Origin of the sequence: Paraburkholderia flagellata (assembly GCF_021390645.1) — a bacterium.
Taxonomy (GTDB): domain Bacteria; phylum Pseudomonadota; class Gammaproteobacteria; order Burkholderiales; family Burkholderiaceae; genus Paraburkholderia; species Paraburkholderia flagellata.
This window is the reverse complement of record NZ_JAJEJT010000001.1, coordinates 2,667,276-2,686,209: the sequence shown is the minus strand read 5'-3', so window position 1 is coordinate 2,686,209 and position 18,934 is coordinate 2,667,276. Positions and strand designations below refer to the sequence as shown.

Genomic DNA, 18,934 nt, shown 5'->3' with positions numbered 1-18,934 from the left:
TTACGCGCGCCGCGTGCCCGCGAGGCAGACCCAGCCTTCGTGTTCGCGCCAGACCGAGATGTCGATCCACTGCGCGTACACCTGCGCGACTTCCTCGGCCTGGCGCGCGAGGATGCCCGAAAGTGCGATGCGTCCGCCCGGCTTCACGCGCGAGGAGAGCATCGAGGCCATCAGCTTGAGCGGATTCGAAAGAATGTTGGCGACGACGATGTCGAACTCGCCGGCAGGGCAATCGTCGGGCAGGCCGTACGTGACCTCCGCGCGGTTGCGCTCGCTGTTATGACGCGCCGACTCGACCGCCTGCGGGTCGATGTCGATGCCGATCACCGGATTCGCACCGCACTTCTTCGCGAGGATCGCGAGGATGCCCGAGCCGCAGCCGTAGTCGAGCAGCGAATTTCCGGGCTGTACGTGCTGTTCGAGCCATTCCATGCACAAACGCGTGGTGGGGTGGCTGCCCGTGCCGAACGCGAGGCCCGGGTCGAGTTCGAGCACGAGCGCGTTCGGGTCCGGGGCATCGTGCCACGAAGGCACGACCCAGATGCGCTGGCCGATCTGGATCGGGTCGAACTGCGATTGCGTCAGACGCACCCAGTCCTGCTCCTCGACTTCGCGCAGCGAGAACTTCGGCGTTTCAGTGAGACCCAGTTCGTTCGAAGCGGCCGCGAGCAGCACGGCGGGATCCTGATCGGCGCCGATCAGTGCAATCACGCGTGAATGCTGCCACGCGGTGCGATCGGGCGTGAGGCCCGGTTCGCCGAAGAGCGGTTGCTCATCGGGCGTGTCGGCGTCGGCGTCTTCCACCGACACCGAGAGGGCGCCAAGCTCGATCAGCGCGTCGGACAGAGCCTCCGCGCGATTGCGATCCAGCTCGACGATCAGTTCCCGGTAGCTCATGAATTACGCTTCGTCCTTCTTCACTGCCTGACGTTCGGCCAGACGGCTTTCGAGGTAGTGAATACTCGTGCCGCCCTCGACGAACTTCGCGTCGAGCATCAGCTCGCGGTGCAGCGGGATGTTGGTCTGAATGCCTTCGACCACCATTTCCGAGAGCGCGATACGCATGCGCTGGATCGCCTGCTCGCGCGTGGTGCCGTAGGTGATCAGCTTGCCGATCATCGAATCATAGTTCGGCGGCACGAAATAGCCATTGTAGGCATGCGAGTCGACGCGCACGCCAGGACCACCCGGCATGTGCCACGACGTGAGACGGCCCGGCGACGGCGTGAACTTGAACGGATCTTCCGCGTTGATACGGCACTCGATCGCGTGGCCCTTCAGCTGAATGTCGCGCTGACGGAACGAGAGCTTCTCGCCCGCGGCTATGCGGATCTGTTCCTGCACGATGTCGATGCCCGTGATCAGTTCGGTGACCGGGTGCTCGACCTGCACCCGCGTGTTCATCTCGATGAAGTAGAACTCGCCGTTCTCATACAGGAACTCGAACGTGCCCGCGCCGAGGTAGCCCATCTTCTTGCACGCGTCGGCGCAACGGTCGCCGATGCGATCGAGCAGGCGGCGCGCGATACCCGGCGCCGGCGCTTCCTCGATCACCTTCTGGTGGCGGCGCTGCATGGAGCAGTCGCGCTCGCCGAGCCACACGGCGTTCTTGAACGAGTCCGCGAGAATCTGGATCTCGATGTGACGCGGGTTCTCGAGATACTTCTCCATGTAGACCTGCGGGTTGCCGAACGCACGGCCGGCTTCCTCGCGGGTCATGTTGACCGCGTTCACGAGCGCCGCTTCCGTATGCACGACGCGCATGCCGCGCCCGCCGCCGCCGCCCGCCGCCTTGATGATGACGGGGTAGCCGATCGCGCGCGCGATCTTCACGATTTCTTTCGGATCGTCGGGCAGTGCGCCTTCGGAGCCCGGCACGCAGGGCACACCGGTCTTGATCATGGTCTGCTTCGCCGTGACCTTGTCGCCCATCATGCGGATCGTTTCCGGGCGCGGGCCGATGAACGTGAAGCCCGACTGCTCCACACGTTCGGCGAAGTCGGCGTTCTCGGAGAGGAAGCCGTAGCCGGGGTGGATCGCTTCGGCGTCGGTGACTTCGGCCGCGCTGATGAGCGCCGGCATGTTCAGGTAGCTCAGGTTCGAAGGCGCCGGGCCGATGCAGACCGCCTCGTCGGCGAGCTTCACGTACTTGGCTTCCTTGTCGGCTTCCGAATAGACGACGACCGTCTTGACGCCGAGTTCGCGGCACGCGCGCTGGATGCGGAGCGCGATTTCGCCACGATTGGCAATGAGGATTTTTTCAAACATGGTGGGTATTCGACTCATCAAAGGGCGTCGCAAGTCATGTGTGCGAACGCCTCAGAGGATCGGTCGCGTGCGTCGCCATCATGGGGCGCCAAACGCGACAAACGCGGCGTGGCCGAAAAAAAAAGGCCGCCACCGCGCGCAGAAAAGCTTAGGCGATCACGTAGAGCGGCTGGCCGTATTCGACTGCCTGGCCGTTCTCGACGAGGATTTCCTTGACCACGCCGGCTGCGTCCGACTCGATCTCGTTGAGCAGCTTCATCGCTTCGATGATGCAAAGCGTCTGGCCTTCCTTGACCGTGTCGCCAACCTGGACGAACGGGTCGGCGCCCGGCGACGGCGCGCGGTAGAACGTGCCCACCATCGGCGAGGTCACGACGTGGCCTTGCGGCACGGCGGGCGCGGCGGGCGCCGCTGCGGCGGCTTCGCCGACATGGGCGGGCGCGGCGAGCGGGGCGCCGGCCATCGGCGCTGCATACTGCGCGGGACCCTGCTGCACGTAAACGGGCGGCGCGTTCTTGACGATGCGCACCTTGCCTTCACCCTCGGTCACTTCGAGCTCCGAGATGCCCGATTCGGAGACGAGGTCGATCAGAGTCTTCAGCTTACGTAGATCCATGGTGCAGCCCCTTTTGCTTTGAATACGTGAAGTGCCGGGGCGCGCGCGTCCCGACACGGGTTGTTGTTCAGGTATTGACGGTCATCCGGCGCGGGAATCAGGCCGCCGACCGGGCAGCAGCGAGCCGGTCGAGTGCGTATTCGAGCGCGTAGAGATAACCCTTCCAGCCGAGGCCACAGATCACACCTTCGGCCTGGTCGGAAAAATACGAATGGTGCCGGAAGGACTCGCGGCGATGCACGTTCGACAGGTGAATCTCGACGAACGGAATGCCGACGCCTGCCAGCGCATCCCTGATCGCGACGCTCGTGTGCGTGTACGCGGCAGGGTTGATCAGGATGAAGTCGGTCTGCTCGGTGCGGGCCGACTGAATACGGTCGACCAACGCGCCTTCGTGGTTGCTCTGGAAGGTCGCGAGTTCGACGCCGGCGTCCGCCGCGCGGTCCGAGAGCGCCTGATCGATCTGCGGCAGCGTCACGCGCCCATACACCTCCGGTTCCCGGGTGCCGAGAAGATTGAGGTTGGGGCCGTGCAGAACCAGCAGTCGCGTCATGGTCACTTCTTTTTCCGTGGAATTGCGCGAACTTTAGCGCCGATTAGAGAAATTTGTCTAGTTTTCCGATAAGGGGATATGGCCCTGACTACGCCTTGCAGCGAGAGTCTGGGCCGATCTTCAGTCAAATGACGGGATTTTCACGGCAAAAGCAGTAATACGGCGCTTAAGATCTTGTCAGACGTTCCACTGCGTCAAAGCGCGTCGAGCGTGCGTCGAAGCTCGTCCGGCTTGATTTGTCCTAATTTTGTCGCACGAACGGCGCCGTTCGCGTCGATTACCACCGTGTAAGGTAAGCCGCCCGCATTGTTGCCGAACGCGCGCGCGACGTCCGCGCCGCCGAAGCCGGCAATGTAGATCGGGTAATCGACCGGTACCTTTTTGAGGAACGCCTTGATGTTCGTCGCCGAGTCCACGCCCACGCCGACGAACTGAATGCCCTTCTTCGCGTATTCACGCTGGAGCGCGGAAAGCTCTGGCATTTCCTCGACGCACGGGCCGCACCACGAGGCCCAGAAGTTGACCACGATCGGCCGGCCCTTGTAGATGGCGAGCGATTGCGCCTTGCCATCCGGGTTCGTGACCGCCGCCGACCAGAGCTGGCCGACCGCATTCTGCTTGCCGCTCGCCTGGGCCGCATTTACCGAGGCAGCGTCGGCCACGCCGGTGCTGCCGCTCGTTGCCCAGTGCCCAGCCAGTATGCCGCCGCCTGCGGCGATTGCCGCCACTGCCACGCCGGCCAGAATCCGCTTCGTGTTCATCGCTGCCGTTTTCAGGTTGTGGAAGAAGTGGCGCCGCTTTCGTTGATCAGCGCCTGGAGGGCCTGCGCATTGGCGCGTGGCAGCCTGCCACGCGCGTCGGCGCGCACCGCGCCGCGCAAGTCGTCCGTATTGTAGAGCGCAACGTGGATGCCCACCGGCTCCTCGGCGCGTGACGCTCGCCACAGGAAGCTGAGCGTCTCCACCAAGCCGCGCGCCGCAAAATGGCGGGTTTCCGAAACGTCGTACTGCACGTTCGCATTCAGGAGCCAGATCGCGACATCCTTCGCGTTGTCACAAAAGATCTGCAGATGGATGTCGGAGTGCTCGCCCGCCGTGCCGTTGAGCACCGCACCGGTCAGGAACGGATTGAACGGCTGGAGCCGCTGCATCCATTCGAGCGCGATTTCGCGCAGGCGGCGCAGCACCGCGGGCTGGCTGTCACTCTGAAAGAGGGCCTGATACTCACGGATCTCTTCCTCGATCTGATCGTTGTCGGGCAGCCAGGTGCCTTCGATACGCGTGTCCCCAACCACCTGGCGGGCTGCCTTGCGTTTGGCGGTGGCGTAGTCGAGGCCGTCCTCGGCGATCATCCTTGCTGCCGCGATGGCGATTTCCTCGCGCACGCGCTGGGGATCGAAATGTGATCTGCGAACCATCCTTCAATGATACTAGAGATCGCCCTGGGTTCCCGGCGGTGGCCATTGAGCGCACCCGCCGCCGGGGTCGCCTTGGGATTTTCAGTCGGTGGAGAGGCCGAGGTCGAGCCAATAGGGCTCGGGGCCTCGGGTACAATACCGGTCTTGCTGCGGCGGCGCAGGACTGCCGCCGTTCCGGCTTCTGCATCCTTCAACCCGATCAATTCGATCAACGCGTTCACGACGCCCGCGCGGCGCGACAGGCTTATGCACATCCATATCCTCGGCATCTGCGGCACGTTCATGGGCGGACTCGCGGTGCTCGCGCGCAGCGCGGGCCACACGGTGACCGGCTGCGACGCCGGCGTGTACCCGCCGATGAGCACCCAGCTCGAAGCGCAGGGCATCCGCCTCATCGAGGGTTACGACGCGAGCCAGACCGAACTGAATCCCGATCTCTACGTGATCGGCAACGTGGTCACGCGCGGCAACCCGCTGATGGAGGAGATCCTCAATCGCGGCCTGCCGTACACGTCGGGTCCGCAGTGGCTCGGCGAGCATGTGCTACGTGATAAGTGGGTGCTCGCGGTGGCGGGCACGCACGGCAAGACCACGACGAGCTCGATGCTCACGTGGCTGCTCGAAGACGCGGGCCTGAACCCCGGCTTCCTGATCGGCGGTGTGCCGCTGAACTTCGGTGTGTCGGCGCGCTTGACCGATTCGAGCTTCTTCGTCATCGAAGCCGATGAGTACGACACGGCGTTCTTCGACAAGCGCTCGAAGTTCGTCCATTACCGTCCGCGCACGGCGCTGCTCAACAACCTCGAGTTCGATCACGCCGACATCTTTCCCGATCTCGGCGCAATCGAAACGCAGTTCCATCACCTCGTGCGCACGATTCCGGGCGTCGGACGCATCGTAACGAATGGCCGTTCGGACGCGCTCGAGCGCGTGCTCACGCGCGGCGTGTGGAGCGATGTGGAGCGCTTCGGCGTGGATGGCGGCTGGCAGGCGCTGCCGGCGGAAGACGGCGTCGCCGTGGACGAGCGCTTCGCCGTGTATCACAACAGTGAACGGGTGGGCGTGGTGGACTGGCAGATCCAGGGCGAACACAACCGCCTGAACGCGCTCGCGGCGATTGCCGCCGCGCGCAGCGTGGGCGTGCCGCCCGCGCAGGCTGCCGCCTCGCTTGCCACGTTCCGCAACGTAAAGCGCCGCATGGAAGTGCGAGGGAGCGTGGACGGCGTGACCGTCTACGACGATTTCGCGCACCATCCCACGGCCATCGAAACGACGATCGCCGGCCTGCGCACACGCGTAGGCCACGAAAATACGCGTATCCTCGCCGTGCTTGAGCCACGCTCGAACACGATGAAGCTCGGTGTCATGAAAGCGCAGTTGCCCGCCAGTCTCGCCGACGCCGACCTCGTGTTCGGCTACGGCGCGCCGAACGGCAAGGACGCGCTCGGCTGGGATCTCGCTGGCGCGCTCGCGCCGCTGGGTGGGAAGGCCCGCGCGTTCCACGATCTCGAAGCGCTCGTGAAGGCGGTCGTCGCGGCCTCGCGCCCCGGCGACCAGGTGCTCGTGATGAGCAACGGCGGCTTCGGCGGTGTGCATCAGAAGCTGCTCGATGCGCTCTCGGCACGGAGCGCGGCGTGATCGTCTATCTGCACGGCTTTCGCTCGTCGCCCCAGTCGTTCAAGGCGCGCCTGCTGGCGGCGCGCATGGCCGAACTTGGCCGCAGAGGCGAATGGCTGTGCCCGACACTGCCGGTTTCGCCGGAGGAGGCGATTGCACTCGCCGAGCAGGAGATCCGCGCGCAGTTGAAGCCGGGCGAGCGCGTCACGCTCATCGGCAGTTCGCTTGGCGGCTACTTCGCCACGCATCTCGCGGAAAAGCACGGCTGGCGCGCTGCGCTGCTGAACCCCGCCGTGGTGCCCGATCGCGATCTGTCGAAGTATCTCGGCGAGCAGCCGCTCTGGCACGGCGGCGGCAGCATCGTCGTCGAACCGCGCCATCTGGAAGAGCTGCGTGCGCTGGCCGTCGCCCGCGTGACGCAGCCCGCGCGCTACTATTTGATGGCCGCGACCGGCGACGAAGTGCTCGATTACCGCGAGATGCTCGCGCATTATCCGGGTGTGCCCACACACCTGATCGAAGGCAGCGATCATGGCATCAGCGAGTTCGCAGATTACGTCGACGAAGTGATCCGTTTCTGCGACGCCGCTTGATGCGTGCGAACGCCTATATGTATACAGCACCGCCCGCGCGCCGCGCCGGCGGTCGAAGCAAGTCTGAACGAGAGTATTGAGTGAACGTTTTCTTTGAGGAATCGGGCAGTTTCAAGGCCGGCAGCGTGCTGTCGCGTCAGGGCGATGCGTTCCAGGTCGAGCTGCCCGGTGGGCGGCGCGCCAAGGTGCGCGCGAAAGACGTCCTGATCGAGTTCGAGAAGCCGGCAGCGAGCGAACTGCTGGAGCAGGCGGACGCCGCTGCCCAGGAGATCGATCTCGACTTCCTCTGGGAGTGCGCGCCCGCAGAGGAATTCGCGTACACGGCGCTTGCGACCGAGTACTACGGCCAAACGTACGGCCCTGTCGAGCGCGCCGCGCTCGTGCTGCGCCTGCATGGTTCGCCCGTGTATTTCCGCCGCAAGGGGCGCGGCCAGTATCAGCGCGCGCCCGAAGAGCAACTCAAGATGGCGCTGGCCTCGCTCGAGCGCAAGCGTCAGCAGGCGCTGGTTCAGGCCGGCTACGAAGAGGAGCTGAAGGCGGGCGGACTGCCCGAGGCGTTCAAGGGCAAGGCGCTTGGACTCCTCACGAAGCCCGACAAGAATTCCATCGAATACAAGGCGCTCGAAGCGGCGGCTGCCGCGCGCGGCATTTCGATGCCGCGCCTCATGCTCGAATGCGGCGGCATCGCTTCGCCGCGCGCGCTGCACGAAGCGCGCTTCCTCGCGGACTTCTTCCCGCACGGCACGGGCTTCCCGCCCGTTGAAGTGGGCACGCTGCCCGAGGATCTGCCCGACGCCGCCGAGCACGTGCAGGCCTTCTCGATCGACGACGTCACGACGACCGAAATCGACGACGCGTTTTCCATCGAGCATCTGGCCGACGGCCGCGTGCGCATCGGCATTCACATCGCGGCACCGGCGCTCGGCATCCAGCGCGGCGACACGGCGGATACGATCGCGCGCACGCGCCTGTCGACGGTCTACATGCCCGGCGACAAGATCACCATGCTGCCCGACGATTTCGTCGACGCCTTCACGCTCAAGGAAGGCGGTCTGCGCCCGGCGCTTTCGCTCTACTGCATCGTGAACCGCGAGACGCAGGAGATCGTCGCGACCGAAACGCGCGCCGAGCGCGTGTTCGTGAAGAACAATCTGCGTCACAACACGCTCGACGAGGTCGTCACCGAAGAGACGCTCGCGGCGGGCACGGGCGAGTATCCGCACAAGGACGACATCGCCGTGCTGTGGCCGTTCGCGCAGGCGCTCTTCGAGAAGCGCCAGCAGGCGCGCGCGGGTTATGGCCTGCGCCGCGAAGTCCAGCGCAACACCGACTTCAACTTCTACGTGGAAGGCGAGCATGTGACCATCTCGCCGCGCCGCCGTGGCTCGCCGCTCGACATGATCGTCGCGGAGCTGGCGATTCTCGCGAACTCGACGTGGGGCGCCTTCCTGCACGATCATGGCGTACCGGGCATCTATCGCTCGCAGCGTGCGTTCGGCGCGCCGAGCGGACCCAAGCGCACGCGCATGCAGACCAACGCCGCGCCGCACGAAGGTCTCGGCGTCGCGCAGTATGCGTGGAGCACCTCGCCGCTGCGCCGCTATGTGGACCTCGTGAACCAGTGGCAGTTGCTCGCGTGCGTGGAGCATGGCGTGGCCGCCAAGCTCGTCGCGCCATTCAAGCCCAAGGACGCCGATCTGTTCGCCGTCGTGCAGGGCTTCGACGAGACCTACACCGCCTACGCCGACCATCAGCGCCGCATGGAGTACTTCTGGTGCCTGCGCTGGCTGCAGCAGGAAATGCGCGGTGAGGGCGGCCGTGAGCCGCGCCGCGAATTCCCGGCGAGTGTGGTGAAGGACGACCTCGTGCGCTTTGAAGAAGTGCCGCTGCTCATGCACGTGCCCGCGCTTGGCGTGCACGCACGCGGTACTCGCCTGATGATGGACGTGCTGTCGATCGACGAACTGACCATCGAGGCTTCGGTGCGCATGCTGCGCGTGCTCGATGCGCCCGTCGTGACGAGCGGCGATCAGGCGGAAGAGGATTCGGGCGAAGACGAAGAGCTGATCGAAGCCGCCGACGAATCGGCGCAAAGCGAGGCGGAAGCCGTCGCGGAAGCGGGCGAAGCCGAAGGCGAGGCGGCAAGCGATGCGCCCGCGGCAGAAGAACAATCGAGCGAGCAACACGCTACGGAGCCGCGCGAATGAGCGTCAGCGAGTCGAAGACCGTTGCGCACGGCGACCGCTACGCCGTCGTCGGCAACCCGGTGGCGCACAGCAAGTCGCCGTACATCCACGCGCAGTTTGCGCTGCAAACGGGGGAGCGCGTCGAATACGACCGCCTGCTCGCGCCGCTCGATGGTTTCGTCGAGCACGTGCAGGCATTTCACGCGGCGGGCGGCCGCGGTCTGAACGTGACCGTGCCGTTCAAGCTGGAAGCTCACGCGCTTGCGCACAAGCTCTCGCCGCGTGCGGCGGCGGCGGGTGCCGTGAACACGCTGCGCTTCGACGCAGACGGCATCTTCGGCGACAACACCGACGGCTTCGGCCTCGTGCGCGACATCGAGGTGAACCTCGGTGTATCGCTCGCAGGCGCACGCGTGCTGCTGCTCGGCGCGGGCGGCGCGGCGCGCGGCGTCGTGCTGCCGATGCTCGAGCGCCGTCCGCGCGAGATCACCATCGTGAACCGCACGGCGCCCAAGGCGCACGCGCTCATCGAGCAGTTCGCAGGCGCAGCGGGCGAGTTCGGCTGTCGGCTGTTCGGCGGAGGCCCGCAATCGGTCTATCGCGACCCGCTCGATCTCAAGCCCTACGACGTGATCGTGAACGCGACGGCGGGCAGTCTCGACGCAGCCTTGCCCGAGTGCGACGAGCGCGCGTTCGGTACAGGCACGCTCGCCTACGACATGATGTACGGCGCGCAGCCCACCGTGTTCATGCGCCACGCGCAGGGACTCGGTGCACGCGCGGCCGACGGCCTCGGCATGCTCGTCGAGCAGGCCGCCGAGTCGTTTTTCGTGTGGCGCGGCGTACGGCCCGAAGGCGCACCGGTGCTGGCGGCGTTGCGCGCGCAGTTGGCCGCGCAGGCCGCGTAACGCCCAGCGCCTCTCGTACAAAACGGAGACGACGCCATGCGCAGGCAAGCCATCGGTGCGCAAGCCGCGGCGCTCGCGAGCGGCAGCGGGCGGCGCGCGCAGTCGCGAAAACGCCCCGGCGCGCGGCAGTGGCTCGTCTGGATCGTCTCCGTGTTCGCGATTGCGTGGATCGGCACGCAGTTCTTCTACTTCGCGCAAATCGCGCTCTGGAACTTCGTCGATCCGCAAACTACGGCGTTCATGCGCAGCGACGCCGCGCGTCTTTCCTCCGACCGGCCCGATCTTTCGATCCAGCATGAGTGGGTGCCGTATGACCAGATCTCGCGCAACTTGAAGCGCGCGATCATCGCGTCCGAGGACGCGAACTTCGTCAACAACAACGGCTACGAAACCGACGCCATCCTCCAGGCGTGGGAAAAGAACAAGAAGCGCGGCCGTATCGTGCGCGGCGGCTCGACCATCACGCAGCAACTCGCGCGCAACCTGTTCCTCTCGCGCGAGCAAAGCTACATACGCAAGGGCCAGGAGTTCATCATCACGTGGATGCTGCAGACGCTGCTCGATAAGGAGCGCATCTTCGAGATCTATCTGAATTCGGTGGAGTGGGGCAATGGCGTGTACGGCGCGCAAGCCGCCGCGCGCTACTACTACCGCACGACGGCAGCGAAGCTCACGCCGTGGCAGTCGGCGCGGCTCGCGGTGATGCTGCCGCGTCCCAAGTACTTCGATGAGCATCGCAACTCGGCGTATCTCGCGCAGCGCACGGCAGTGATTGCGCGGCGCATGGGGGCGGCTGAGTTGCCGCATTGAGATCCACTGATACGCCAATGAAAAACGCGCCGTTTTTGGGGCGCGTTTTGCTTTCTGCCGAGTGCTCCGGTCTTGCGCTTACTGGCGCGCGAGCCGCGCGTTATCCGGCATCGGCATGTTGAAGTTGGTGCGAAACGGATTAATGTCGAGGCCGCCGCGCCGCGTGTAGCGCGCGTAGACGGCGAGCCGGTCCGGTTTGCACTCGCGCAGGATGTCCATGAAGATGCGCTCGGCGCATTGCTCGTGAAACCCCGTGTGATTGCGGTACGAGATGATGTAGCGCAGCAGGCCCGCCTGATCGATCTGCGGCCCGACGTAGTGGATCTGCACGCTGCCCCAGTCGGGCTGGCCCGTCACCGGGCAATTCGACTTGAGCAGATTCGAGATCAGCGTTTCTTCCACCGGCGCTTCGTCGAAAGCCGCTTTCAGAAGCGTCGGTTCCGGGTGATAGATGTCCGTGTCGAGGTCGAGGCGATCGAGCGAGAGGCCGTCGAACTCCTCGAACGGGATCTTGCCGAACGCGCCCGGCTGATCGAGCCTCACCGAAACCGATGCGCCGCAGGCCGCGGTCACGTCGCGTTTGATCGTGTCGCGCACCACGTCGGCGGATTCGAATGGTGTTTGCGCGAACGAGCCCAGATAGAGCTTGAACGACTTCGATTCGATGATGTTCGGCGAATCGGCGGGAATGAAGAACGTGGCGATCGCGATCTGCGGCTTGCCGCGCGCGTTGAGCCACGAAAGCTCGTAGGCGTTCCAGATATCGCTGCCGAAGAAGGGCAGTTGCGCGCCAATGCCGATCTGCTCGCGCGCGCCGGCACGAGGGATCGGGAACAGGAGCGAGGCGTCGTATTGCTCGGTGTAGGTAGAGGCCTTGCCGAGCGGAGATTGGTCGGGAGTCATGATGCGTTGGCTTCGGTTGCGAGATTGGTCACGCCGCTTGCCACGTGCCCGGTGGCCGTGACCGAGCGCGCGGATTCGCAAGTGCGGATCTGGTCGTCGAAGAAAAAATCGGGTTCGAACTCGCGCAGGAACGGGCCTTTGTCGAGTCCGCCAAGGAACATCGCTTCGTCGATCTCGATGTTCCACGCCATCAGCGTACGGATCGCGCGCTCGTGCGCCGGCGCGGAGCGCGCGGTGACGAGGGCGGTGCGGATGCGCATTTGCGCGTTCGCGTCGGCGAGCTTCTGCAGACGGTTGAGCGCTGCGAGCAGCGGCTGCAGCGGGCCTTGCGCGAGCGGCAGTTCACGGTTGTCGCGCTCGTGGCTCACAAAGGCGGAAAGGCCCTTGCTCTGGAAGATCTGCTCGGCTTCATCGGAAAACAGCACCGCATCGCCGTCGAACGCAATGCGAATCTCGTGCGCGTTGCGTTCCGCCATTGTCGCCGATTCGGGGAAGACGCGTGCGGCGGGGAAGCCTGCGTCGAGCGCGCTCTTCACGTCCGCCGGGTTCGCGGAAAGGAACAGCGACGCGTTGAGCGGCTTGAGGTAATGCCAGGGCTCGCGCCCGCGCGTGAAGACGCCGCGCTGGATGTCGAGCCCGTGCTCGCGGCACGAACTGAACGCGCGCAGGCCACTGATGGGATCGCTGCGCGAGAGGATCACGACTTCCACGTGATGCGCGCCGTTGTTGAGTGCCAGCAGCTTGCGGATGAGCGCGAACGCCACGCCAGGCCGCGCGGGCACGGTCAGGCGCTCGCGCTGGAGCGCCTCGTAGGCTTGCAGGTCGCCCGCCTCGAACACGTGGTTTTCCTCCTCGAAATCGAAGAGGGCACGTGACGAAATGGCGACGACGAGTTTGTCGGAAAGCGAAACGGACACGATGGCGGCCGGTTACGCGAGGAAGAGCCGATACGCCGGATTGGGCGTCTCTTCCCAATGCGGATAGCCGAGCGTCGCGAGAAAGCGGCGGAACTCGGCGTCCTCGGCTTCGGGCACCTGGATGCCCACCAGAATCGAGCTGTAGTCGGCGCCCTGGTTGCGGTAGTGAAAGAGGCTGATGTTCCAGTTCGGCGCCATCGACGACAAAAAGCGCATGAGCGCGCCCGGCCGCTCCGGGAACTCGAAGCGGAACAGACGCTCGTCGTGCGCGAGCGGCGAGCGCCCGCCCACCATGTAACGGATGTGCTGCTTCGACAGTTCGTCGCCGGTGAGATCGACGCTCGGGAAACCATGATCGACGAAGGTCTTCGCGATCTGCTTCGACTCGCCGCGGTTACGGATCTGCACGCCCACGAAGATGTGCGCGCGCTCGGCGTCGTCGATGCGGTAGTTGAACTCGGTCACGCTGCGCGTGCCGACCAGCTCGCAAAAGCGCTTGAAGCTGCCGCGTTCCTCGGGGATCGTCACCGCGAACACCGCTTCGCGCGCCTCGCCCACCTCGGCGCGCTCGGCCACGAAGCGCATGCGGTCGAAGTTCATGTTCGCGCCCGAGGTGATCGCCACCAGCGTCTGGCCTTCGATGCCCTCGCGTTCCGCGTACTGCTTCGCGCCCGCCACGGCCAGCGCGCCCGCGGGTTCGAGCACGCTGCGCGTGTCCTGGAAGACGTCCTTGATCGCGGCGCACAGGGCGTCGGTATCAACGGTGAGCACTTCGTCGAGATATGCCTGGCACAGCCGGAAAGTCTCCTCGCCCACGAGCTTCACGGCGGTGCCGTCGGAGAACAGGCCGACTTCAGTGAGTTCCACGCGCTTGCCCGCCTTGATCGACTGGGCCATCGCGCAGGAATCGTCGGTCTGCACGCCGATCACCTTGATCTCGGGGCGCACGGCCTTCACGTAGGCCGCCACGCCCGCAGCCAACCCGCCGCCGCCGATCGGCACGAAGATCGCGTGAATCGGGGCCTGATGCTGGCTCAGCACCTCCATCGCCACGGTGCCCTGGCCCGCGATCACATGGGGATCATCGAAGGGATGCACGAAGGTCAGGCCGCGCTCTTCCTGCAGGCGCACGGCGTGGGCGTAGGCGTCGCTGTACGACTCGCCGGCCTGCACGACCTCGACGGTCGCGCCGCCGTGCGCGCGCACCGCATCGACCTTGACTTGCGGCGTCGTGACGGGCACGCAGATCACGGCCTTCACGCCCAGTTTCGCCGCCGAAAGCGCCACACCCTGCGCGTGATTGCCTGCCGAGGCGGTGATCACGCCGCGCTCCAGCTGCGCGGGCGTGAGGTGCGCCATCTTGTTGTAGGCGCCGCGCAGCTTGAAGGAGAACACCGGCTGGTTGTCCTCGCGCTTGAGGAACACCGCGTTGCGCAGGCGCGCCGAGAGGTTCGGGGCGCGCTCAAGTTCGGTCTCGCGGGCGACGTCGTAGACGCGGGCGGTGAGGATTTTCTTCAGGTAATCGTCGTGGGAGGCCATGCGAGGACGCGCCGGGCGCGGGTTTAGGGCGGGAAAGGGTAAATGATAGCGCCAACAGCTCCCGCTCTGGCAGCGCGCTCAGGCAGCCGGCGCTCGATCCGGCGGTGCTATTCGCCGACCGGCTGGAAGGCAAATCATCGTCAAAGCGCGCGCAATCGTGCGCGAATCACCCGCCAACGCAACTGAATCATATGTGTTCACCAAGTTCCCACGCGTCGTCAGCGCGGGCGCGGATCATGCGGTAAAATCCTTTTTCGAAACAAGGATCGGATGATGCACTGGCAACCTCGGACAGCCCATTTGATGCCCGCACGGCGCGTGACCCGCCCGGCGGCGCAGCGGCACGCCCGCCACGCACGATCGTGTCGCTAAATCCGAGCGCCGGGGGACCATCGGCGTGAGCGTTGCCGCCACGTGCCTCCCCACCCCTTTCGTCCGCAGCCTGCCACAGGCGGACACGATTTCAGAATAGCGCCCCACGCGCCCCGTCAGCATCCGTCGCACTGGCCGCGAGCCGTGCGCGGGGCTGGCTCAAAGAGTCGTCCAAACATGAACGCACCTCAAGTTTTCGATCCTAACGGCGCCGCCGCAGCCGTGGCCGCCGACATCGAACCGCGCCTGCGCGAGATTCCCTATAACTACACGTCCTTTTCGGATCGCGAGATCGTCATTCGCCTGCTTGGTGAAGAGGCATGGAACGCGCTCGCCGAGCTGCGCGCGGAACGCCGCACCGGCCGCTCGGCGCGCATGCTCTACGAGGTGCTCGGCGATATCTGGGTCGTGCGCCGCAACCCGTATCTGCAGGATGACCTGCTCGACAACCCGAAGCGCCGCGCGCTCTTGATCGAGGCGTTGAACCACCGCCTCGCCGAAATCGAAAAGCGCCGCCGCGCCGACCTGCGGGAGCATGCGGACAAGGAAGGCGTGGACCGCGCCGCGCGCGTGGAAAAACTGGTCAGCGCCACGCGCCGCGCGATCGATGCCTTCGCGGGCGAGTTCGAGAAGATGGCCGACCTGCGCCGCCGCGCCGTCAAGGTGCTGGGCAAGCGCACGCAGAAGGACAACATCCGCTTCGACGGCATCGCGCGTGTCTCGCACGTGACCGACGCGACCGACTGGCGCGTGGAATATCCGTTCGTCGTCTTGACGCCCGATACCGAAGCCGAAATCGCCGGCCTCATCAAGGCCTGCTTCGAACTCGGCCTCACCGTGATTCCGCGTGGAGGCGGCACGGGCTACACGGGCGGCGCGGTGCCGCTCACGCCGTTCTCGGCCGTCATCAACACCGAAAAGCTCGAGCAGCTCGGGCCGGTCGAGATGACCGACCTGCCGGGCGTGAACCGCAAGGTCGCGACCATTTTCTCGGGCGCGGGCGTGGTCACGCGCCGCGTGACCGAGGCGGCCGACGCCGCTGGCTTCGTGTTCGCCGTCGACCCGACCTCGCTCGATGCGTCGTGCATCGGCGGCAACGTCGCGATGAACGCGGGCGGCAAGAAGGCCGTGCTGTGGGGCACGGCGCTCGACAATCTCGCCTGGTGGCGCATGGTCGACCCGCAGGGCAACTGGCTCGAAGTCACGCGTCTTGACCACAACATGGGCAAGATCCACGACATTCCCGTGGCGCGCTTCGAGCTTAAGTGGTTCGACGGCGAATACGCGCCGGGCGAAAAGCTGCTGCGCACCGAGTCGCTCGATATCGAAGGCAAACGCTTTCGCAAGGAAGGCCTCGGCAAGGACGTCACCGATAAGTTCCTGGCCGGCCTGCCGGGCGTGCAGAAGGAAGGCTGCGACGGGCTCATCACGTCCGCGCGCTGGGTGCTGCACAAGATGCCTGCGCATACGCGCACGGTGTGTCTGGAGTTCTTCGGCCAGGCGCGCGAGGCGATTCCGAGCATCGTCGAGATCAAGGACTACCTGTTCGAAACCTCGAAGCAGGGCGGTGCGATTCTCGCCGGCCTCGAGCACCTCGACGAGCGCTATCTGCGCGCCGTGGGCTACGCGACCAAGAGCAAGCGCAACGCGTTTCCGAAGATGGTGCTGATCGGCGATATCGTCGGCGACGACGCCGATGCCGTGGCCGCCGCGACCTCGGAAGTCGTCCGCATGGCCAACGGCAAGAGCGGCGAAGGCTTCGTCGCGGTGTCCGCCGAGGCGCGCAAGCGCTTCTGGCTCGACCGCAGCCGCACGGCCGCGATCGCCAAGCACACCAACGCGTTCAAGATCAACGAAGACGTCGTGATCCCGCTCAACCGCATGGGCGAGTACACGGACGGCATCGAGCGCATCAACATCGAACTGTCGATCAAGAACAAGCTGCAACTGGTCGACGCGCTCGAAGCGTTCTTCAAGGCGGGCAAGCTGCCGCTCGGCAAGACCGACGACGCGAACGACATCCCCAGCGCGGAGCTGCTCGAAGACCGCGTGCAACAGGCGCTCGACTTGCTCAAGCGCGTGCGCGAGCGCTGGACCTTCGTGGGCGAGAAGCTCGACCTGTCGTTGCGTGAGGCGCAGCACTACCTCGTGCAGCTCGGCTATGAGGCGCTCGCGGAGAAGTTTGCCGATCGCGTCGACGCGCAAGGCGACGCCAACGTCTTCCACGTGACCCAGGACCGCACGGTGCGCATCTCGTGGAAGCAGGAGATCCGCGCGGAACTGCGCCAGATCTTCAACGGCGGCGCGTTCAAGCCGATCCTCGACGAAGCTCAGGCGATCCACAAGAAGGTGCTGCGCGGCCGCGTGTTCGTCGCTCTGCACATGCACGCCGGCGACGGCAACGTGCATACGAACCTGCCGGTCAACTCGGACAACTACGAGATGCTGCAGGACGCGCACCACGCGGTTGCGCGCATCATGAAGCTCGCGCGTTCGCTCGACGGCGTGATCTCGGGCGAGCACGGCATCGGCATCACGAAGCTCGAATTCCTCACGGATGACGAGATTTCCGAGTTCCGCGCCTACAAGCAGCGCGTCGATCCGCAAGGCCGCTTCAACGCGGGCAAGCTGCTCGAAGGCGCCGACCTGCGCAACGCCTACACACCGTCGTTCGGCCTGATGGGTTACGAGTCGCTCATCATGCAGCAGTCCGACATTGGTGCGATTGCCGATTCGGTGAAGGACTGTCTGCGCTGCGGCAAGTGCAAGCCGGTGTGCGCGACCCACGTGCCGCGCGCGAACCTGCTCTACAGCCCGCGTAACAAGATTCTCGCGACCTCCTTGCTGGTCGAGGCGTTCCTTTACGAAGAGCAGACGCGCCGCGGCGTGTCGATCAAGCACTGGGACGAGTTCAACGACGTGGCCGACCACTGCACGGTCTGCCACAAGTGCGTGACGCCGTGCCCGGTCAAGATCGACTTCGGCGACGTGACGATGAACATGCGCAACCTGCTGCGCAAGATGGGCAAGAAGAAGTTCAACGCGGGCAACGCTGCGGGCATGTTCTTCCTCAACGCCACCAATCCGCAGACCATCAATCTCGCGCGCACCGCGATGATGGGCGTGGGCTACAAGGCGCAGCGCCTCGGCAACGACGTGCTGAAGAAGTTCGTGAAGAAGCAGACGGCGCATCCACCCGCAACCACGGGCAAGCCGGCCGTGGTCGAGCAGGTGATCCACTTCGTCAACAAGAAGATGCCGGGCAACCTGCCGAAGAAGACGGCGCGCGCGCTGCTCGACATCGAAGACAACAAGATCGTGCCGATCATCCGCAACCCGAAGACGACGAACGTCGATTCGGAAGCGGTGTTCTACTTCCCGGGCTGCGGCTCGGAGCGTCTGTTCTCGCAAGTGGGTCTCGCGACGCAGGCCATGCTCTGGGAAGCGGGCGTGCAGACGGTGCTGCCGCCGGGCTACCTGTGCTGCGGCTATCCGCAGCGCGGCTCGGGCCAGTACGACAAGGCAGAGAAGATCGTCACCGACAACCGCGTGCTGTTCCACCGGGTGGCAAACACGCTCAACTACCTCGATATCAAGACCGTCGTGGTGTCGTGCGGCACGTGCTACGACCAGCTGGCCGGTTATGAATTCGACAAGATTTTCCCGGGATGCCGCATCATCGACATCCACGAGTTCCTGCTGGAGAAGGGCATCAAGCTCGATGGCGTGACGGGCACGCGCTACATGTACCACGACCCGTGCCACACGCCGATCAAGACGATGGATCCGGTCAAGCTCGTCAATGAACTGATGGGTTCTGAAAAGGACGGCTACAAGATCGAGAAGAACGATCGCTGCTGCGGCGAATCGGGGACGTTGGCCGTCACGCGCCCGGACATCTCGACGCAGGTGCGTTTCCGCAAGGAAGAGGAAATCCGCAAGGGCGCGGCAAAGCTGCGCGGTATTCCGATCGTCGCGACCGGCATAAGTGGCGCGAACGGGGTGCAGCCGGCTACGCAGCAGGAAGCGGGCGGGCAGGGCACGACGCAGGACGTCAAGATTCTGACGAGCTGCCCGTCGTGCCTCCAGGGTCTGTCGCGGTACAACGAAGACGCCAACATCGAAGCCGACTACATCGTGGTGGAAATCGCCCGACACATGCTTGGCGAAAACTGGATGGCGGACTACGTTCAGAACGCGAACAATGGCGGAATCGAGCGCGTGCTGGTCTAATG

The 18,934-nt window shown here is 65.1% G+C and carries 15 protein-coding genes; 6 read left to right on the top strand and 9 right to left on the bottom strand.

The window, feature by feature from the left end:
• The 6 genes from prmA to L0U83_RS11990 form a co-directional block, all read right to left on the bottom strand.
• Positions 1 to 897 (bottom strand): 50S ribosomal protein L11 methyltransferase, encoded by an 897-nt coding sequence (gene prmA / locus L0U83_RS12015; protein WP_233882926.1) that lies wholly within the window; start codon positions 895 to 897, stop codon positions 1 to 3.
• 3 nt (positions 898 to 900) lie between these two features.
• A complete protein-coding gene (gene accC, locus L0U83_RS12010) occupies positions 901 to 2,268 on the bottom strand; it encodes an acetyl-CoA carboxylase biotin carboxylase subunit (RefSeq protein ID WP_233882925.1) in 1,368 nt (455 codons plus the stop codon).
• Positions 2,269 to 2,416: 148 nt separating this feature from the next.
• Positions 2,417 to 2,884, bottom strand: coding sequence for an acetyl-CoA carboxylase biotin carboxyl carrier protein (gene accB / locus L0U83_RS12005; RefSeq protein WP_233882924.1), 468 nt, complete (start codon positions 2,882 to 2,884; stop codon positions 2,417 to 2,419).
• A 97-nt stretch (positions 2,885 to 2,981) separates the two neighbouring features.
• Positions 2,982 to 3,437 (bottom strand): type II 3-dehydroquinate dehydratase, encoded by a 456-nt coding sequence (gene aroQ, locus L0U83_RS12000; RefSeq protein WP_233882923.1) that lies wholly within the window; start codon positions 3,435 to 3,437, stop codon positions 2,982 to 2,984.
• 194 nt (positions 3,438 to 3,631) lie between these two features.
• Positions 3,632 to 4,198 carry a TlpA family protein disulfide reductase gene (locus tag L0U83_RS11995; protein ID WP_233882922.1) on the bottom strand — a complete coding sequence of 189 codons (567 nt, stop codon included), beginning with the start codon at positions 4,196 to 4,198 and terminating at the stop codon, positions 3,632 to 3,634.
• An 11-nt stretch (positions 4,199 to 4,209) separates the two neighbouring features.
• Positions 4,210 to 4,854, bottom strand: coding sequence for a UDP-N-acetylmuramate--alanine ligase (locus tag L0U83_RS11990; protein ID WP_233882921.1), 645 nt, complete (start codon positions 4,852 to 4,854; stop codon positions 4,210 to 4,212).
• A gap of 246 nt (positions 4,855 to 5,100) precedes the next feature.
• On the opposite strand from L0U83_RS11990, the gene mpl reads away from it, so the two are divergent.
• The 5 genes from mpl to mtgA all read left to right on the top strand — a co-directional run bounded on the left by mpl (position 5,101) and on the right by mtgA (position 10,968).
• A complete protein-coding gene (gene mpl, locus L0U83_RS11985) occupies positions 5,101 to 6,492 on the top strand; it encodes a UDP-N-acetylmuramate:L-alanyl-gamma-D-glutamyl-meso-diaminopimelate ligase (protein ID WP_233882920.1) in 1,392 nt (463 codons plus the stop codon).
• Entirely contained in the window at positions 6,489 to 7,064 is a 576-nt protein-coding gene (locus L0U83_RS11980) for a YqiA/YcfP family alpha/beta fold hydrolase (protein WP_233882919.1), read from the top strand. The genes mpl and L0U83_RS11980 overlap by 4 nt, the downstream gene beginning before the upstream one ends.
• An 80-nt stretch (positions 7,065 to 7,144) precedes the next feature.
• Positions 7,145 to 9,271 carry a ribonuclease catalytic domain-containing protein gene (locus L0U83_RS11975; RefSeq protein WP_233882918.1) on the top strand — a complete coding sequence of 709 codons (2,127 nt, stop codon included), beginning with the start codon at positions 7,145 to 7,147 and terminating at the stop codon, positions 9,269 to 9,271.
• Positions 9,268 to 10,158, top strand: a complete 891-nt coding sequence (gene aroE / locus L0U83_RS11970; protein WP_233882917.1) for a shikimate dehydrogenase — start codon at positions 9,268 to 9,270, stop codon at positions 10,156 to 10,158. The genes L0U83_RS11975 and aroE overlap by 4 nt, the downstream gene beginning before the upstream one ends.
• A gap of 36 nt (positions 10,159 to 10,194) precedes the next feature.
• The gene (gene mtgA / locus L0U83_RS11965; protein WP_233882916.1) at positions 10,195 to 10,968 is read left to right on the top strand and encodes a monofunctional biosynthetic peptidoglycan transglycosylase; all 774 of its coding nucleotides are present in this window, start codon (positions 10,195 to 10,197) and stop codon (positions 10,966 to 10,968) included.
• 78 nt (positions 10,969 to 11,046) lie between these two features.
• Here the strand turns inward: mtgA and queF are convergent, their stop codons facing one another.
• The 3 genes from queF to ilvA are packed head-to-tail and all read right to left on the bottom strand — an operon-like array spanning position 11,047 to position 14,327.
• Positions 11,047 to 11,871 carry an NADPH-dependent 7-cyano-7-deazaguanine reductase QueF gene (gene queF, locus L0U83_RS11960; RefSeq protein ID WP_233882915.1) on the bottom strand — a complete coding sequence of 275 codons (825 nt, stop codon included), beginning with the start codon at positions 11,869 to 11,871 and terminating at the stop codon, positions 11,047 to 11,049.
• Complete coding sequence (locus L0U83_RS11955; protein ID WP_233882914.1) at positions 11,868 to 12,788, bottom strand: 5'-nucleotidase; 921 nt, start codon at positions 12,786 to 12,788, stop codon at positions 11,868 to 11,870. Before L0U83_RS11955 ends, queF begins: the two co-directional genes overlap by 4 nt.
• 12 nt (positions 12,789 to 12,800) lie before the next feature.
• Entirely contained in the window at positions 12,801 to 14,327 is a 1,527-nt protein-coding gene (gene ilvA / locus L0U83_RS11950; RefSeq protein WP_233882913.1) for a threonine ammonia-lyase, biosynthetic, read from the bottom strand.
• 549 nt (positions 14,328 to 14,876) lie between these two features.
• Between ilvA and L0U83_RS11945 the strand changes: the two genes are divergently transcribed.
• Positions 14,877 to 18,932 (top strand): DUF3683 domain-containing protein, encoded by a 4,056-nt coding sequence (locus L0U83_RS11945; RefSeq protein WP_233882912.1) that lies wholly within the window; start codon positions 14,877 to 14,879, stop codon positions 18,930 to 18,932.
• Positions 18,933 to 18,934: the final 2 nt, after the last annotated feature.

What these genes read in the sequence shown, in the direction of transcription:
- prmA (WP_233882926.1), bottom strand. Translation starts at nt 897, where the DNA reads ATGAGCTACCGGGAACTGATCGTCGAGCTGGATCGCAATCGCGCGGAG.
- accC (WP_233882925.1), bottom strand. Translation starts at nt 2,268, where the DNA reads ATGTTTGAAAAAATCCTCATTGCCAATCGTGGCGAAATCGCGCTCCGC.
- accB (WP_233882924.1), bottom strand. Translation starts at nt 2,884, where the DNA reads ATGGATCTACGTAAGCTGAAGACTCTGATCGACCTCGTCTCCGAATCG.
- aroQ (WP_233882923.1), bottom strand. Translation starts at nt 3,437, where the DNA reads ATGACGCGACTGCTGGTTCTGCACGGCCCCAACCTCAATCTTCTCGGC.
- L0U83_RS11995 (WP_233882922.1), bottom strand. Translation starts at nt 4,198, where the DNA reads ATGAACACGAAGCGGATTCTGGCCGGCGTGGCAGTGGCGGCAATCGCC.
- L0U83_RS11990 (WP_233882921.1), bottom strand. Translation starts at nt 4,854, where the DNA reads ATGGTTCGCAGATCACATTTCGATCCCCAGCGCGTGCGCGAGGAAATC.
- mpl (WP_233882920.1), top strand. Translation starts at nt 5,101, where the DNA reads ATGCACATCCATATCCTCGGCATCTGCGGCACGTTCATGGGCGGACTC.
- aroE (WP_233882917.1), top strand. Translation starts at nt 9,268, where the DNA reads ATGAGCGTCAGCGAGTCGAAGACCGTTGCGCACGGCGACCGCTACGCC.
- mtgA (WP_233882916.1), top strand. Translation starts at nt 10,195, where the DNA reads ATGCGCAGGCAAGCCATCGGTGCGCAAGCCGCGGCGCTCGCGAGCGGC.
- queF (WP_233882915.1), bottom strand. Translation starts at nt 11,871, where the DNA reads ATGACTCCCGACCAATCTCCGCTCGGCAAGGCCTCTACCTACACCGAG.
- ilvA (WP_233882913.1), bottom strand. Translation starts at nt 14,327, where the DNA reads ATGGCCTCCCACGACGATTACCTGAAGAAAATCCTCACCGCCCGCGTC.
- L0U83_RS11945 (WP_233882912.1), top strand. Translation starts at nt 14,877, where the DNA reads ATGAACGCACCTCAAGTTTTCGATCCTAACGGCGCCGCCGCAGCCGTG.